Raw genomic sequence first — 16,213 nt, forward strand, 5'->3', positions numbered from 1 at the left:
TAAAAACCCTTTACACTGTAAATCGACCAGCCAAGCAGTCGTAACACTCGCGTTTACAGTGTAAATTCAACCGCTCGATGGCTGGCTTGCTAACAACCTAGTCTTTAAATCGTGTCGGAATTGCTGCTCGGCTTGCTTTCTACCTGTAAGTGCAAACTCCTCTACACACTGTTGCCAAGTGTAACCTTGCACGACCTTGCGAACTACTAAATCACTAAACAGAGAAACGAACTCTGGCGAATGCTTCCATAACGAGTCCAGTACAGGGGCAATGCTGTCGTAGCTCGCTCCGCCATGACAGTAATGACGAATCAACGCCGGCACGTTAGGTAATTCAACGAAAGCATCCTCTTGCGCGACCAATTTACGGACGAGGTCAATCTCAATATCTTGGAACAAAGACGGCAATGAAAACTGAATGTACTGACGGAAGTAAACTCTGGTTTGTTTAATCAATTCACTAGAACCATGAATCATGATCAAGGAGTGCGTGCCGCTCGCTTGTTCTCTACTGCTACCTAATCGCACCGATTGGAATCCGCAACCTTGCCAGAAGGAAACCAACTCGTCTGTCGCACCAAAACTGGTTGAGTAGAAATCATATTTACCCTTTTCAATCAGTTGCGACAACATCGTCTGCCCTACTCCACTACGTTGACGCTGCGGATGGACTGCAATACGCATAACACGCAAGCTACGCATCTTTGCCGCCTCAGCCAAGCCGAGTTGATTGGCCAACGTCGTCGCGACCAAATGTCCTTTCGGCCGACGTTTGCCGTACTGAATGTCTGCGATCAGCTCATCAGACAGTCCACCTTCTTCAACGGTGAGCATGCAGCCAACACAAACTTGCTCCTCAAATCGCGCATAGACACGAATTGCATCATCGTTGAGCAGCAACATCAAATCGTTTGGTGAGGTTTGGTAGTGAGCGTTGACCAACAACGCAAAGCAAGAGCGAAGCAATTCAGGTTGTTCGAACAAACGTTGCTTATCAAGTAACTCAAGTTCACCATCACCAACTGAACTCGCCACATCATCCAGCTCAGCATCGAGGAGAAATGTGCTGAAGTGCCACTCTTCTAGTGGATCTAGGTTATTCCAGCGAATAGGTTGTTCAAGATGATAGTGGTGATAACCGGGACGATTAGCACTCAACCAAGTTTGAAACTTAAGCGTAAAACCTCGGCCACAACCTTCGTAACCATGCACCGTGGTGGAAAAGACGGTGCGATGATAGTGCTCAACCATTTGCTTGAGCATTGGGATAGGAATCGCAGACGCTTCATCGACCAACAGACAATCGCATTTTGGAAGACGGCGCAATACTTCATCCGGCGCAACAAACTCTAATATCGATTCTCCAAAAACAATGCAACCTTGTGTTTGCTCTGCACCATTAAGTAACCGTAACGCGTGTTCAAATACAGGTTGAACCGTCGCTATAGACGGTGCTGTCAAAACAATATGAATATTACGTTGGTTTATTAGTTCTGCCGCAGCAATGCCTAAGGCGCTGCTCTTTCCTCTCCCACGATCAGCCGTGATAACTAACGGACGCTTTCGGTGCCCTTCAACCACTTTTCTCACCAGCTCGACGGCTTTTTTCTGCTGGGAAAATGGCTCTACCAGCGACGCTTGGCTATCAGGGACCACCGGTAGTGGTTTGTCTTGTTCGATTGTAAGCAGTTGTTCCAATGCGCGTTGCAGCCAACGCTCACCAAACGACGTCGGTTGATTTTTCTTAGGTAGAATCACCACCAAGCCGCCACCAACAACGCAGCCAATTGCGGCGCTAAAGCTATTCGCGTCAAAGCCATCATCAAAATCACAGATGAGAAGACGACACTCCTGCCCCAATAATTGATGCCCTTTGGCGCTCCCTACACTCTTGCTCACATAATCCGGCGATTGACCACCAAGTTGAAATACGTGCTGAGGCGCAATGTGCTCTGCCGCTTGCTGTAACCATGATTGTTGCCATTGTTCGTCGCCTTTAAGCGCCACACCAAATCGGTGACGACGTGTAGCAGCACTAGCGAATAGCTGATTTATGTAGTTTCTGTTCTCAACCATGGAGTACTCAAGCGGATAATTAGATGAATGAGAGCAATATTATGGCATAAAAAAAGCCGCTCTCGGCGGCTTTTCATCTCTCTTGGGGCGCTATTGCAGCTTGCCCGATACGAAGTCTAGAATTTCCTGCATCAGCGCATCGTCAACTTTCTTCAAGTTGAGCGACAAACTATTGCCTTTACGCGTGTAGCTCGCTCTGCCTTTGACCAAATCAGTCTTAGTAGAAACTGCCGCTTTCTTTGGTGACAGTTCTTCTATCCAGGATTCAATAGTTTCGGTCACGTCTTTAGTGATACGCGCCACACCTTGTGCTGAGCTACGTTGCCAAACAAAACCGTCCTTAGAACTGCATTTTTCCAGTAGTACGGAACGCTTTTCGTCGCTGAGCGTATTGTACTGTTTGTGCAGTTTAACGATAGTTGGACGCCCCAAGTCCGCAACATTTGGATATGCTTGAAGTAATTCCAACGGCAAATCAGCAGCCTTAAGCGCGCCACTGACTAGTGCTTCGCTACACTGGAACATTTTCGCTAGTGCTTTTTGGTCTTCTGCTTCGCCGCTTTCGAGTTTGGCTAACATCTCTTTGCCCTTCTCGAAAAGAGACAACGGTTTATGAGCGTTTGCCACGTCAGATAAGAACTTAGCGTGTTCGCCACTGATATTCTCACCAACATAAATTAGGAACTCTTTTTCCGCTAGGATACAAGACATACGACGGCGGCTACCGTCTAATACTTCAATCTTGCCGTCTTCGCGTTTGCGACCAACCGCTGGGTATTGCTGACCACGCTCACGCAGTGTAACCAACACATCAGAAAGAGCGTGCTCGTTTAAGAAAGACTGCTCACGCGCATTTTCTGCAAACACAACCGTTTGTTCACTAACCTGATCTGCGGGAATACGCACAAGTTCAAACTGAACCGTCTGTTCCCCTGCCACTGCAAGTTCAATCACCTGTGCCTGCTCTTTTGCAGCTTGCTGCGCTTGTTGAGGCGTCGTCACATGGCGTTTGTTTGCTTTACCAAATAATCTTGCGTTTAAATCTGAAGTTTTAATTGCCATAACCTAATTACCCCTGATTCAGTGATGACCAATGACTGTGGAGAACGCGTTCAAGCTCTAAAGCACTCTTTTGTACTGCGTCCTGCGCGGTAGCGAGGGTTTTCTTACCGCCTTCAAAATCACCGGTTGTGAGGTCAAATACCGTGCTGTACGTATCTGCACAAGTTTCAAATGCGCGGCTACGAGGAATAGTCGCCATCATCACTTGGTCACCCAACAAGTAGTTCATCTCAGTAAGTACCGCGACTTGCTTCTTGTTGTCGTCTTCAAACATTGTTGGCATCAGGCGTACAAACTCTAAACCTTGCCAGTCTTCCGGGAACATTTCGTATACCGTAGGAAGATGCTGGAAGAAGTTAACCGTTGATGCCCAGTCCAAACGCTTCGCCGCACACGGAATTAGCAGCGCGTTTGACGCGTACATCGCATTCCATACCAACGGGTCAACGTGTGGACCAGTATCAATCATGATGACGTCAAACTCATCTGCAATCTTATCGATCAGCTTTTCTTTTAGCAGTTTCACGATGTCCAGAGATTGGTTTTGCGATAGATTCTGCCAAGCTTCAGCGTTAAACATGGCATCTTCAGGGAATGCCGATACCGTCTTCAAGTTTGGATACTGGGTAGGAAGCAGGACATTCCTTTGCAGGAACTCTTTGTCGATTTCAGTCCCTTCAGGCACGTTATCCAACATTACGTCGACAGCCGAGTAGATATTCTCGTGGTCAGTCAGACTAATTTGCGGGTTCAAGAACAAACGAAGTGAGCCCTGTGGGTCTAAGTCAATCAAGCAAATGCGGTAACGCTTATCAAGATTTAACGCTAGACACGCCGCTAAGTGTACTGCGGTCATCGATTTTCCCGTACCACCCTTCTGGTTCTGTACGTTGATGATCCATGGTTTGTTGTCACCATTTTTCTTACGTTCATGAAACTTTGGTATACCCGCAGCGTCCATCAACATATGTGCTTCTTGTAAAGAAATCGAATAATGGTTTGCGTTGTTTTTAGTGAACTGGTGACCAGACTCTTCCAGTTTATTGATCGCATCGTCAAGCTTGCGTCTTGTCAAACCTGACCGTGTTTCCATTAATGCTTTCGACATCGGTGGAAAGTGGTCATCGCTACGTTCTTCTAACACAATCTCGATACGGTCAGCTTGGACCTGTGCAGTTTGCTCAGCTAGCTGAATGAGACTTTCTATCGTTTGTTCTCTTTTCATTGCCAAATTCCGTTATTAATGATTTGCTTACGATTGTACAGCATTTAAAGACATATACAATAAAAAGGTGAACATTCACTTCTGCATTAACATCACATTAAATAGAATTATTTCAGTTGTTTTAATGACTATTAACAAAAAGCAAACCAAAACTGTCAATTTTCTACGTTGATAATGCACTTCAAACAGACACAAAACGAAAGTGTTACCACGTCACATATTTACATTGTAAACATGACATAACTAAATTAACCACCGGAACGATTAGCTTTCGAGCATACTTTACGGCGGATGTCATTTTGACTTTGAATGCGGGTAATTTAACCAATGCGATCTAGCTCGGGTAGGGCATCACTCGGAGGGTGAAAATCAAACTAAAGAAAACACGAAACGATGATCAAGGGAGCATTCTTGATCATGCTTTCGAGTATAATTTGTCTTATAGGAACAATGATCAAGGAATTTACAGCGCATCGAGCACATTCCTATTTACTTGATCGTTTGACTAAATTGATCGGAACAATGATCAAGTGAAGAACGCTCCGGAAGCATGAAAATTTCAAGACGAATTACGGACGAATGCAGTTGGACTAAGGTTTGAGGGGATTTCAGGTTAGATTACTGCCTTCGTCGAGCTACTTACGGTTGATTGTTCATCGTTCCGCGGTTTTCTTGATCATGCTTTCGACAAATTTGGTTTTCACTCTGAGATGTGGATAACAATATGGGCGTGTCATTCAAATGGTTTTGATTGGCATTGATGTGGAAAAATTGGCTATTTTACACTCCGCCTTGATCATTCTTTCGTAAAAATTAGTCATGGCGTAAAGCAAACTCAGAGAGAAAAAGTAAAGTTATTCTTTCACTTGTGGATAACGTGTGTTGTTTTGATGATCATGCTTCTGATATCTCTTTGATCATGCGTTCCTAAGTTTGATGATCATGGTTCTGAACGTTTTTGATCATGCTTTCAATAACTTATTGATCATGCTTTCGAGAATCTTATGATCATGCTTTCAGAGACTAAAAAAAAAACTTATTTAATTACATGACGTTATAAGCAAATCGCTTGCCTGATCAATAGATCATATAATCAATTTAGATCATATTAATCAGAAAGATCAGTTATTTAAAACAACAAGTTTTTTCTTTATTTATGATCTTTTTTTCTTTATTCTTCAGGAACTATAGCAATATTACGGCTAGTGTGATGCGGATCCAATAATGAGTTCTGAAGAAAAAATACTGATCAAAGCCCCAAGAAGCCACAAAGATGGACATTTGTTCGAGGTGTCTGAAACGGCGGTTAACTGGATAGAGCAATACCAACATTTCAAAGGGGTAACGAAAAGTATCGTTGAACTTCTGAACCTTATCTCACTGCGTGGATTTAGCAGCAAAGATGGTTTGGTCTCGACAACAGAACTGATCGACGCCACAGATGGACAAGTCACGCGAGCGGCTATCCAGCAAAGACTGAGAGCGGCTGTAAACATCGGTTTGTTCCAACAAGTCCCAGTACGCTTTGAAGAAGGGTTAGCGGGCAAAACCATGCTGCATCGCTTCATCAATCCTAACCAACTTATCTCTGTCCTTGGTGCCACCAGCTTAGTCACCGAATCGGTTAAGCAAAACGAAAAGCAAAAACGATCAAAAGCGCTGGCTCAAACTCAAGTCAATAAGCGTCTGCTTAATGAACATGGGTTAAATACACCGCCAGTGATGAAAGACGAAGCGGATCAGTTTGTTGTATCGCCGACAAATTGGGCAGGGATCATTGACCAAGCACTTGCGCCACCACGTACACGCAAGCAATACCAAAAAAGTATGGTGTCGATCTCCGGTACACGTGCGGTGATAGAAACTCGATCGTCGAAAAACATCATGACAGTCGACGATCTGATGACGTTGTTTGCACTGTTTACGCTCACGGTGCAATACCACGAACACCACCAACATCAGTACCAGTTAGACGGTACGCACGTGCCGAACAAAACCCCGTTGTACATCACCGATATTTTGTCTTTGCGTGGCAAGAAAGACAGTGGTCCGGCGCGCGATTCGATCCGCGACAGTATTGATCGGATCGAGTTTACCGATTTCCAGTTGCACGAACTGACGGGTCGATGGCTCAGCGAGAACATGCCAGAAGGCTTTAAGAGCGATCGTTTCCGATTTTTGGCCCGTACCATTACTGCATCCGAAGAAGCCCCTACAGAGGGCGCTGACGGCGAAATACGCATAAAACCGAACCTATACATCCTAGTGTGGGAGCCTTCGTTCTATGAAGAGCTGCTAACACGCGATTATTTCTTCTTGTTCCCACCGGAAATTCTGAAGCAGCACACCTTGGTATTCCAACTCTACAGTTACTTCCGCAGCCGCATGTCTCGTCGCCATACCGACGTTATGTTGCTAAGCGAACTTAACCAGAAGTTGGCGCGCAATATCGAATGGCGTCGTTTCTCGATGGATCTGATCCGAGAACTGAAACGGCTATCGGACGGGAAGGGGAGTGAGGATCTGTTTGTGGTCAACCTTTGGGGTTACCATTTGACGATCTCGGCAATCGTTGAAAAAGGTAAGATCAAAGATTACCAGTTTGATATTAAGTGCGACGCAGAAGAAGTATTGCGTTACTCACGTGCCCGTACGACTAACGCGGGTAAGCGTAATATGGCGCCGACGTTGCCTAACCCACTGCGTAATGAAATGGTGACCAAGCAGCAACTTGATGAGATGTCTCAGATCATCGATGGCGAGTTTGAACCGATCCAGCGCAAAGAACGATCGCCAAAAGGAAAGTTAGGTCGTCGCGTGAAGCTGCGTAAACACTTGGTAGAGATCAACGCTGACGAGATCACCATTACTCTATCTAAGTATACCTCCCCAGAGGCTCTAGAACGCTCTATAACCGCGTTAGCGGCGATGACCGGGCATTCCCATGGTTCTATCCAAGAAGAGTGTCTGGAGCTCATAGACAAGCTTGATTACCTGCGTGTTGGTGAAGAAGCGATCCCATACGAGACGTTGAGCAAAATGGTTGAGCTGTATAATGGCCAGAGCGAAAACAAACATTTATCGATTGAGCGCCTGATTGCTGGCTTAGCGGTGCGCCGGAAAGTGTGTAAACAAGTGCTGGAAGGGCATTTGGACGAAACCGTCTTCCGCGCATTAGACGAAGTCGCGGTGTAAGAAATACGAAATACAAAGCCAGCTGAAACGCTGGCTTTTTTATATCGCCGCTAATGTATCCTCTCGCAATAAACGACACAAACCGCACACATCTCTGACAGTCAACTGACATATGGCGCACTGCAACTGGTTATGATTTATCCCGAATAGACAACCTTAGTCCTTTCTTGATGGATAGGGATCTCCATCCCCTGATAGATTGGCTCATATTGTTACATTCATTCTGAATATTTTGGCGAGTTTTTTAACTCGCTATTTTTTTGTCTAAAATTCAGTAACTTCACTCTTCTGTACATTTATTCCCTTGATCATTCTTCCGATTTAGTTAGTGAATTTGGTTCGATGAGGCGAATTTTCCTTGATCATCTTTCCGAGTTTCGTTCCAAGACTGAGCCGCCATAAAGTGCACGTGAGCTTCGATCAACTGATGTGAGCGCGTCAGCCATCTCTGTTGTGTCTGTTGATTACAAAACTCGAGACTCAGTACCGCCAAGTGCTGCAAGCGCTTCATGCACCAATCTCTCAGGTTAAGCTCATTAGTAGGGTTACACGCAACTTGCTGAAGGCGACTGTAGGCGAATTGCAAGTATTGGTAGGCTTTTTCCGGTGCGTTATATCGAGTTTGCAAGTATATCTGCAGGCAACCGTCGAGCCAATATCCGAGCGCGGCACTTTGCGTTTCGTTGACTTCGGGTCCCCACAATTCAGTAGGGGTGTTGAGGATCAAAGCCTCCAGCTCTTGATCATGTTTCCGGTTTTGATGCAGATCTGCGATATCGTCTAACCACTTGTCTAGTCGTTTCATACCATTCCCCCCAGAAAATTAATCTATCGAGATGAATTGGGTTTGCTTTTTGTATCAGTGTGGTTGAGGAAATGGTGCTTTGCCAAATCGTACAACGTGAATAAGGTTGTGAGCTGGCTCGATAAATCGACGATTGAACGACAACTCCTAGGGCTGAGAGTGTGCGAAAAGAGCGCATCGAGGGAGAGAAAAATGAGAGCGCGATCTACTCATAAATAGTAGGGACAATTCTTTAAATGTACTGCCACTATTGGGGTCTAGCAAAGCCTATTTATAGAAAAATTGGTAAGAGTTTCTAATCTATTAGCGGTATCACATTCTGGAGCTAAAATTCTTAACAAGGGTATCGTGCTTTTGCTACAGATTAGCTGTCCCTTGCATGGTTTGTTCGGAGGTTACAATGTCCATTAATTCTATTGACCATGATGAAATGACTAAAATTGCAGAAACGTGGGACTTCACGGAAGAAGTAGAGTCACAAAAGCCAGTCAGAAGCGTTAAATCAGCGGAAGCTCGTCGTCGTATTGAAGCATTGAGAGAGATCCGAGAAAGTGGTTTAACGATTGAAGAGGCAAAAGAGCTGGGCCTTATTCACTAGCTCTTACTCACATTGCAAATACGTTAGGGTGGCGCAGTTAGCCACCCTTTGTTTTTCAGTATTTTTTTGATCTGATCCGCTACTCCCACCTCGATTCCTTCTCAACATTCCAGTTTGATGTGGTATATTCCCACTCCATATTTTTACAGATACAGAGCTGTCCTATGTCGATTAACCTTTCAAACCTTCCTGCTGAAGAGAAAAATAAGGTTGAACTAGATAAACAAGCATCGTTTTTGGTGTGGAAGCTGCGAGAAGCGAAAGCCGGTCCTGATGAAATCGATCAGGAAGCAGCGAAAATCCGAGATGAAAGCGAAAGGTCGTTCTTCTTAGAATCTGTGGCTAAATATAAGCAAGTAATGGGCGTGGCTTGATCCCCATTTCTTTGCAAATGGCGAAAAATTGAAATGATGACGCTTTTTGCTAAAATCCTTCGCGTTAAATTGAATTAGAGAGAACATCCCGATGGGAAGAAGTTTTGAAGTGCGCAAAGCCTCAATGGCGAAAACAGCGGGCGCAAAAATTAAAGTTTATTCCAAATACGGTAAAGAAATTTACATGTGCGCGAAAAATGGCGGTGCAGACCCAGACATGAACTTGTCGCTTAAGCACCTGATCGCGAAAGCGAAAAAAGACCAAGTTCCTGCACACGTTATCGACAAAGCGATTGACAAAGCAAGTGGTGGTGGCGGTGAAGATTACGCTCCTGCGCGTTACGAAGGCTTTGGCCCAGGTGGCACCAGTGTCATCGTTGATTGTCTAACAGATAACGGCAACCGTACTTTCCAAGATGTTCGCCAGTGTTTTGTAAAAACAGGCGCGAAAATTGGTGTTGAAGGCTCTGTGTCTCACATGTTCGATCACCAAGCGGTATTCCAGTTCAAAGGCGATGACGACGAAGTCATTCTAGAAACGCTGATGATGGATGACGTTGATGTGACTGACGTTGAACTTGAAGATGGTGTGATCACAGTATTTGCCCCTCACACTGAGTTCTTCAAAACAAAGACTGCGCTAAACAATGCATTCCCTGACTTGACTCTTGACGTTGAAGAGATCACGTTCGTTCCGCAAACTCACACGCCAATCGCGGGTGAAGATGCTGAGAAATTCCAGAAGTTCCTAGATCTTCTAGACGATTGTGATGACGTTCAGCAGGTTTACCACAACGCTGAGATGTAATCGCAAGCCAAAATACAAAACCGAGCATTAATGCTCGGTTTTTTTATGCCTTGGAAACCACATTCGGGTTGATAATCCATGCGGACAACTTACGCACTTGCGGCAAAATCGTCAGGTTGAGTAGCAGCGCTGATGGCCAAGCGAGCACAAAGCCCTTCATCCAGATTGCCGGCCAAGCCGCGTTAAAACCGAGATTAATTCCGCTCATCAGCCCTGACATCAAGAACGCCATCGTAAACGAAGAAAGTAGGGTCGTGACCCAAAATTGTTTACGGTTCATAGATTCTCCTCTTTTGGTGTTGTTATTTTGTTGTCAGTGAGGATATAACTACTCAATACTGAAAAAAATAGTCAGGTTTAGAACTATGAATTCCATATTTGGAAACATTGACGACTTATATCTATTTTGTAGTGTGGTGGAAGAAGGCTCGTTGCTTGCTGCGTCGAAGAAGCTTCAGTTGCCTGTATCGACGATGTCTCGCCGAATTTCAGCGCTAGAGGCGCGCCTTAACACGCGTTTGTTGGAAAAGAAGGGCAGAGAGTTAGTTGCAACGCAAAGTGGCTCAGAGGCGTTTGAGCGGCTTCGTAGCGGGATGGAATCGATAGAGTCGGGCTTCGCCCAGATGATTTCGCACACTCAAGAAGTGTCAGGAAAAATCAAGCTCGCTCTACCGCACAACTTTTATCGCGCTTTCGTCGGTGAAGTGGTGGAAGACTTTCTCGCCGAGTATCCTCAAGTGTCGCTGGATTTGGTGCTGAGCCAAGAGCAGGCGGTCCCGCAAACTGACCGAGATCTGTTGATCACCTTCGACCTGTCAGAAATGGATGACATGGTTGCTCGACCACTGTTTATGGCCGAGCACGGTTTTTTTGCCAGTCCGGATTATCTCGCCAACGCACCAGCCGTCGAAGACCTCGCTTCACTTGCCAGTTTAGATTGGGTCAGTGTTGACCGAGAAAATGATATTCCGGTCTACCAAGGCGAACGTCTCGTCGACATCATTCAGGTTAAACCTAAGTTGATCGTCAACGACATTCTTGCGGTTTGTACTGCAGTCGAAAAAGGTTTGGGCGTGGCGTCTCTACCGTTTCGTCATGTGCATGAAGAGATGAACATGGTGCGAGTTTTGCCGCAGTATAAACGCAGCCCGCGCCAAGCGTATTTGGTGTACCGCCAGCGTCGTTATCAACCCAAAGCATTGACGCTATTAGTCGAACGTTTGTTAAAAGGCGTTGAAAAAATGCCAATCACTCATCATTTTACAGTGTAAAGTTGAGTCTCAAATAAGGTCTAAGGATAGAAGATGAATAAAGTTGTTATCGTCACTGGGGCAGGGCGAGGAATCGGCGCAGAAACCGCAAAACTGTTGGCGTCTCTAAGGTTACGCGGTGTGCGTGAATTACCTCAAGAATCAGCGACGTGCTAATCAAGTCGTTGAAGAAATTGCGCAAAGTGGTGGGGTAGCATTTGCCTACCAAGCGGATGTGTCACAAGAAGAGCAAGTCCAAGCGATGTTTCGTGCCGTAACCGAGCATTTCGGTGAAGTGACGCACTTGGTGAATAACGCCGGTATTCTGTTTACCCAGTCAACGCTTAACGAAATCTCAGTCGAACGTTTTAAAAACGTACTCGATAGCAACGTCATCAGCTGTTTTGTTTGCTGTAAAACCTTTATCAATCAGCTCAGCGAGCACAGCCAAGGGGCGATTGTGAATGTATCGTCTGCGGCGTCGAGAAGCGGAGCGCCGTTTGAATATGTTGACTACGCAGCGTCAAAAGGAGCGATGGATTCATTGACCAAAGGGCTATCGCTTGAGCTTGCTGCCAGAGGCATTCGCGTGAATGGCGTAAGGCCAGGGTGCATTTATACTGAGATGCACGCCGATGGGGGTGAACCCGACAGAGTGGACCGCTTGGCTTCACAACTGCCAATGCAACGCGGTGGCACTGCGCAAGAAGTGGCGGAAGCGATCGCTTGGTTATTGTCTGACAGTGCGTCTTACGTCACAGGCTCGTTTATCGAACTCGCTGGCGGCCGTTAGTTCCGCTACAACTATAACGAGCCCATTGCTCGCTTGTAGAAGCAAGGTTCAATGTGAGTTAAACTTAACCACGTAATTCAACGCAGGGGTATCTATGTCCAATCCATCTTCTGATTCAACGGCACAAAAGAAAAAAACATTTTCACCAAAACCTGAAAACTACAAAGTTAGTCTAAAATATGAGGGCATGTCGCTGAAGGAAGAGTGTGAAAACCGCTCGATAGCCGAGTTAAAAAGGAAGTATGCGAGATAAATATGGCGCTTATCATGACAGATACTGTTACCCAGAGAGCGACGTTCTTACTAACCTGCTGAATCTGAGGGACGGTGACGAACTTGCTGAGGCTGAAATAGCCATTACGGCAGAGCGTTATCGTACCTATCAAAGTGAACTCACGTCTATCGAAGAGTTTACGTTTTCCCATCTTAAAGACTTACACTTCCACCTTTTCCAAGACTTGTATCACTGGGCAGGACAACTGCGCGAAGTGGATATTTCAAAAGGCGATACTCGCTTCTGCACCGTGCCGAGAATTGCAGTTGAAGGGGAAAAGCTATTCAAATTGATCCCTAAGCTTGCCGAGATTTCCGATCAAGAACAGTTGATTGAGGAAGTCGCTTCGCTGTTTTGCGAGATTAATTTGCTGCATCCGTTTCGCGAAGGTAACGGCCGCGTACAGCGCTTTTTCTTCGAAGAGATGTTATTTGTCCTCGGCTACGATTTAACTTGGCCGCCGCTTTCCAAAGCCCATTGGGTGGATGCCAATATCGCCGGTGTGTATCTTAATCTGGAACCGCTCAAAGCCATCTTCCGCCAAGCGATCGTTAAGCTATAAAAAACGCCAAGCCTGATACCAGACTTAGCGTTTTTGTTTGTGGATCAGTGACCGCGTTTTCCACTCAATGATTTATTGTGTGTACAGGTTTACGCTGCTTAAGTGCGATAACTAATTGTGGCAACAACGACATGGCGATCATCCCTGCCATTAATCCATATTGGACAACCGTGTAGTTTTCACCGAGTAGTATTAATCCGGTGACAATTCCTGCAATCGGGTTGGCGATGCCGCCAAAGGTAAAGTCCACCACGCTCATACGTTGCAATAGCCATACGTACATACCGTAACCCAGTGCCGTGTTTAGCACCGCCACCCAAATCAGCCCCAACGCGTTTTTTAGCGAGATGCCGCTCAGCGCCGTTACGTAGGTATCTGTGGCAAGCACCGAATGAATGGCTGACAGCACCACCAGCACCAATCCGCCCAAGATCAGTTGCCACGTTAGTACCTTCCACCAGTGCATGCGTGTGCCGAGTGATTTGGTGATCGAACTGCCGACGACGATACAAGAGATCGCCGCGAGCATCGCCAGTAAACCGATTGGGTTTAGGCGGATTGAACTTGGATCAAACAGCATCCATGCGAGCAATACCAAAGCGGCGCCGCACAGCGCTTGAATCGCATTGGGGCGCTGTTTGTTTTTAAGCCAATGAAACAGCATCGCAAATACTGGCACAGATACCATGCCAACGCCGGAGATCGCGGAAGGTAGCGTTAATGCCATAACAAAGATCAGCGCAAAGAAGGTCGCGATATTGATCGTTCCAAGTGTCAGTAACACTTTCCATTCGTCTCGCGCTGGCAAGGTGGGCTTGATCATCAGCAGCAATAATCCGGCCGGAAGCGCACGCAGTGCACCCAGCAACAATGGTGGCCAATCCGTCAGCGTAAATTGGGTCACCGCGTAGGTTGTTCCCCAAAAAAATGAAGGAATCATAGCGAGTAATATGTTCATCAATTTTATCTTTACGTTAAGATAATTGGCTTGAAATGTACGCCCTGATTAGTTCGTTGTAAAGTATCTTTATGTTAAGATACTTGCCAGTCTCAATTTGTTTGCGGAGAAGCGTCGATGGACGTTGTGGATCGTCTGACCCAACAATGGGCGTTGGAAAAACCGGAACTGGATACCGAACCTATGGCTATTATGGGGCGGATCTTGCGTATTGCTAAACACATGGAAATCGAAGTCGCGCAACTGCACAAACGCTATGGACTCAAACTCGGTGAGTTCGATGTGCTTGCAACACTAAGACGCAGTGGTGAGCCGTTTTGTCTCACGCCGTCAGAATTAATGGGCTCGATGTTACTTACTTCTGGTGCGATGACCAATCGGCTAGATAAGCTAGAGTCTAAACAGCTTATTGTGCGTACTCATAGCACAGCAGACCGCCGCAGTGTGACGGTGAAACTGACGGCGAAGGGCATCCGATTGATTGATGAATTGCTGGAATTGCACGTTGAACTGCAGCACCGCTTGATCAGCGGAATGGACGTCGAGCACAAAGCGCAGCTTAACCAAATGCTCAAGCTCTGCCTTGCTGAGTTTGAGTAACCGCTCATCCTAGCCCAAATTACACTGTAAATCGCCAACGTGACGTTATCGCGTTGAGTAAACATAGTTTTCACCGCTAGCAGCTCGTAATCGTCCCGTTTATTTGGCGAGGGTGTACTATAAATAAACCACTCGTATTAATTGGATTACCCCATGCATCAAATAACGAATTCTGACCTCCTTACGTTTATGGTTTCGAAGCAGGAACCAGCACTTGCGGTGAACAACCCTGCGACTGGTGAACTGCTCGGTTATGCACCTATTTTGCAACACCAGCAGATTGAAGCAGCGGTGGAACGTGCGCATCAAGCGCAGCAAGCGTGGGCCAAATTACCTGCAAAAAGCCGCTCACAACTGCTGAACAAGTGGTATCACTTGCTGCTGGACAACCAAGATGACCTCGCGCGTTTGATGACCTTAGAACAGGGTAAACCGCTTGCCGAAGCAAAAGGGGAGGTGCTGTATGGCGCCAGCTTTGTCGAGTGGTTTGCCGAAGAGGGCAAGCGCACTTACGGTGAATCGATTCCTGCCCCTTCTGGTGACAAGCGTATTGTCACCATCAAACAACCTGTTGGCGTGGCGAGTGCCATTACGCCGTGGAATTTCCCGATTGCGATGATTACCCGTAAAGCCGCACCTGCGTTGGCAGCCGGTTGTAGTTTTATCGTTAAACCTGCAGAGCTTACCCCGCTATCGGCTTTTGCTGTGGCGGAGCTGGCCTATCAAGCGGGCATCCCACGCGATGTGTTGCAAGTGGTGTTAGGAGAAGACGCGGCGCAAGTAGGGGCGATATTTACCTCGCATCCTCTGATTCGCAAGCTATCGTTTACCGGGTCAACGCGCGTTGGTCGTATTTTGATGGAACAAAGTGCGCACGATATTAAACGCACCTCAATGGAGCTGGGTGGTAACGCGCCGTTTATTGTGTTTGACGACGCGGATATCGATGCTGCCGTACAGGGCGCGATCGCGTCTAAGTTCCGTAACGCGGGGCAAACGTGTGTATGTGCCAACCGCTTTTATGTGCATAGCAGCGTATATGATGAGTTTATCGAGAAGTTTGCCGCACAGGTGGAGCAACTTAACGTCGGCAACGGTTTAGAAGAGGGGGTTAACGTCGGCCCGGTGATCAGCCAAACGGCGAGAGATAACATTCTTGCGCTGGTTGAACGGGCACTCGAACAAGGTGCTGAAGTGGCAACAAAACGCATCGAGCATGACGGTTTATTTGTCGCGCCAGTGGTGCTGAAAAATGTTTGCCATGACATGGAGATTGTGTCACAAGAGATCTTTGGCCCTGTCGCGCCAGTGATTGCGTTCGACAGCGACGAGCAGCTGATCGAAATGGCCAATGACACCATTTATGGCTTAGCTTCTTACTTTTATAGCCAGAATATTGCTCGAGTATGGAACGTTGCAGAAGCACTTGAGTACGGTATGGTGGGTATTAACGAAGGTATTATTTCGACTGAAGTGGCACCTTTCGGTGGCGTTAAACAGTCCGGCATTGGCCGCGAGGGAGCCAAGCAAGGTATCGATGAATATATGAATATCAAGTACCTCTGTTTTGGTGGACTCTAGACAGCAAAAAAGCCCGTGTTTACGGGCTTTTTTATTAGTGTTATCAGCGGAA

General features: G+C 46.4%; 14 protein-coding genes and 1 pseudogene. 9 read left to right on the forward strand and 6 right to left on the reverse strand.

From position 1 onward, the window contains the following. Positions 1-66 precede the first annotated feature (66 nt). From AKJ31_RS11830 to AKJ31_RS11840, 3 genes are all read right to left on the reverse strand, one after another. Positions 67-2,076: a tRNA(Met) cytidine acetyltransferase TmcA gene (locus tag AKJ31_RS11830; RefSeq protein WP_053409306.1), complete on the reverse strand. Its 2,010-nt coding sequence runs from the start codon at positions 2,074-2,076 to the stop codon at positions 67-69. 90 nt (positions 2,077-2,166) lie between these two features. Next, complete coding sequence (locus AKJ31_RS11835; RefSeq protein WP_053409307.1) at positions 2,167-3,138, reverse strand: ParB/RepB/Spo0J family partition protein; 972 nt, start codon at positions 3,136-3,138, stop codon at positions 2,167-2,169. 7 nt (positions 3,139-3,145) lie between these two features. Further along, entirely contained in the window at positions 3,146-4,363 is a 1,218-nt protein-coding gene (locus tag AKJ31_RS11840) for a ParA family protein (RefSeq protein ID WP_053409308.1), read from the reverse strand. 1,224 nt (positions 4,364-5,587) lie between these two features. Here AKJ31_RS11840 and AKJ31_RS11845 point away from each other — a divergent pair. Beyond that, complete coding sequence (locus AKJ31_RS11845; RefSeq protein WP_053409309.1) at positions 5,588-7,558, forward strand: replication initiator protein RctB domain-containing protein; 1,971 nt, start codon at positions 5,588-5,590, stop codon at positions 7,556-7,558. A gap of 325 nt (positions 7,559-7,883) precedes the next feature. Here the strand turns inward: AKJ31_RS11845 and AKJ31_RS11850 are convergent, their stop codons facing one another. Continuing rightward, on the reverse strand, positions 7,884-8,363 hold the full coding sequence (locus tag AKJ31_RS11850) for a hypothetical protein (RefSeq protein ID WP_053409310.1): 480 nt from the start codon (positions 8,361-8,363) through the stop codon (positions 7,884-7,886). A gap of 400 nt (positions 8,364-8,763) precedes the next feature. Between AKJ31_RS11850 and AKJ31_RS11855 the strand changes: the two genes are divergently transcribed. From AKJ31_RS11855 to AKJ31_RS11865, 3 genes are all read left to right on the forward strand, one after another. Further along, a complete protein-coding gene (locus tag AKJ31_RS11855; RefSeq protein WP_053409311.1) occupies positions 8,764-8,961 on the forward strand; it encodes a PA3496 family putative envelope integrity protein in 198 nt (65 codons plus the stop codon). Between the two features lie 164 nt (positions 8,962-9,125). Beyond that, complete coding sequence (locus AKJ31_RS11860; RefSeq protein WP_053409312.1) at positions 9,126-9,335, forward strand: DUF3283 family protein; 210 nt, start codon at positions 9,126-9,128, stop codon at positions 9,333-9,335. 91 nt (positions 9,336-9,426) lie between these two features. Beyond that, on the forward strand, positions 9,427-10,143 hold the full coding sequence (locus AKJ31_RS11865; protein ID WP_053409313.1) for a YebC/PmpR family DNA-binding transcriptional regulator: 717 nt from the start codon (positions 9,427-9,429) through the stop codon (positions 10,141-10,143). Between the two features lie 43 nt (positions 10,144-10,186). Here AKJ31_RS11865 and AKJ31_RS11870 read toward each other — a convergent pair whose 3' ends face one another. Beyond that, a complete protein-coding gene (locus tag AKJ31_RS11870; protein ID WP_053409314.1) occupies positions 10,187-10,423 on the reverse strand; it encodes a DUF2798 domain-containing protein in 237 nt (78 codons plus the stop codon). A gap of 85 nt (positions 10,424-10,508) precedes the next feature. On the opposite strand from AKJ31_RS11870, the gene AKJ31_RS11875 reads away from it, so the two are divergent. From AKJ31_RS11875 to AKJ31_RS11885, 3 genes and pseudogenes are all read left to right on the forward strand, one after another. Then, positions 10,509-11,414 (forward strand): LysR family transcriptional regulator, encoded by a 906-nt coding sequence (locus AKJ31_RS11875; RefSeq protein ID WP_053409315.1) that lies wholly within the window; start codon positions 10,509-10,511, stop codon positions 11,412-11,414. Positions 11,415-11,447: 33 nt separating this feature from the next. Further along, positions 11,448-12,186: pseudogene (locus tag AKJ31_RS11880) on the forward strand (glucose 1-dehydrogenase). Positions 12,187-12,428: 242 nt separating this feature from the next. Then, positions 12,429-13,022: a Fic/DOC family protein gene (locus AKJ31_RS11885; protein WP_053409316.1), complete on the forward strand. Its 594-nt coding sequence runs from the start codon at positions 12,429-12,431 to the stop codon at positions 13,020-13,022. Between the two features lie 64 nt (positions 13,023-13,086). On the opposite strand, the gene AKJ31_RS11890 is transcribed toward AKJ31_RS11885, so the two are convergent. Next, positions 13,087-13,980 (reverse strand): DMT family transporter, encoded by an 894-nt coding sequence (locus AKJ31_RS11890; RefSeq protein WP_053409317.1) that lies wholly within the window; start codon positions 13,978-13,980, stop codon positions 13,087-13,089. A 117-nt stretch (positions 13,981-14,097) separates the two neighbouring features. Here AKJ31_RS11890 and AKJ31_RS11895 point away from each other — a divergent pair, with 117 nt between their 5' ends. Both AKJ31_RS11895 and AKJ31_RS11900 read left to right on the forward strand, forming a co-directional pair. Then, on the forward strand, positions 14,098-14,580 hold the full coding sequence (locus AKJ31_RS11895; RefSeq protein WP_053409318.1) for a MarR family winged helix-turn-helix transcriptional regulator: 483 nt from the start codon (positions 14,098-14,100) through the stop codon (positions 14,578-14,580). A gap of 153 nt (positions 14,581-14,733) precedes the next feature. After that, the gene (locus tag AKJ31_RS11900) at positions 14,734-16,161 is read left to right on the forward strand and encodes an NAD-dependent succinate-semialdehyde dehydrogenase (protein WP_053409319.1); all 1,428 of its coding nucleotides are present in this window, start codon (positions 14,734-14,736) and stop codon (positions 16,159-16,161) included. Positions 16,162-16,213: the final 52 nt, after the last annotated feature.

The organism is Vibrio hepatarius, from assembly GCF_001274785.1.
GTDB classification, from domain to species: Bacteria; Pseudomonadota; Gammaproteobacteria; order Enterobacterales; family Vibrionaceae; genus Vibrio; species Vibrio hepatarius.

Bases quoted from the DNA above. Each gene is read 5' to 3' on its own strand.
- AKJ31_RS11830 (WP_053409306.1), bottom strand. From the start codon at position 2,076: ATGGTTGAGAACAGAAACTACATAAATCAGCTATTCGCTAGTGCTGCT.
- AKJ31_RS11895 (WP_053409318.1), top strand. From the start codon at position 14,098: ATGGACGTTGTGGATCGTCTGACCCAACAATGGGCGTTGGAAAAACCG.
- AKJ31_RS11835 (WP_053409307.1), bottom strand. From the start codon at position 3,138: ATGGCAATTAAAACTTCAGATTTAAACGCAAGATTATTTGGTAAAGCA.
- AKJ31_RS11890 (WP_053409317.1), bottom strand. From the start codon at position 13,980: ATGAACATATTACTCGCTATGATTCCTTCATTTTTTTGGGGAACAACC.
- AKJ31_RS11845 (WP_053409309.1), top strand. From the start codon at position 5,588: ATGAGTTCTGAAGAAAAAATACTGATCAAAGCCCCAAGAAGCCACAAA.
- AKJ31_RS11870 (WP_053409314.1), bottom strand. From the start codon at position 10,423: ATGAACCGTAAACAATTTTGGGTCACGACCCTACTTTCTTCGTTTACG.
- AKJ31_RS11840 (WP_053409308.1), bottom strand. From the start codon at position 4,363: ATGAAAAGAGAACAAACGATAGAAAGTCTCATTCAGCTAGCTGAGCAA.
- AKJ31_RS11885 (WP_053409316.1), top strand. From the start codon at position 12,429: ATGCGAGATAAATATGGCGCTTATCATGACAGATACTGTTACCCAGAG.
- AKJ31_RS11855 (WP_053409311.1), top strand. From the start codon at position 8,764: ATGTCCATTAATTCTATTGACCATGATGAAATGACTAAAATTGCAGAA.
- AKJ31_RS11860 (WP_053409312.1), top strand. From the start codon at position 9,126: ATGTCGATTAACCTTTCAAACCTTCCTGCTGAAGAGAAAAATAAGGTT.
- AKJ31_RS11900 (WP_053409319.1), top strand. From the start codon at position 14,734: ATGCATCAAATAACGAATTCTGACCTCCTTACGTTTATGGTTTCGAAG.
- AKJ31_RS11875 (WP_053409315.1), top strand. From the start codon at position 10,509: ATGAATTCCATATTTGGAAACATTGACGACTTATATCTATTTTGTAGT.
- AKJ31_RS11850 (WP_053409310.1), bottom strand. From the start codon at position 8,363: ATGAAACGACTAGACAAGTGGTTAGACGATATCGCAGATCTGCATCAA.
- AKJ31_RS11865 (WP_053409313.1), top strand. From the start codon at position 9,427: ATGGGAAGAAGTTTTGAAGTGCGCAAAGCCTCAATGGCGAAAACAGCG.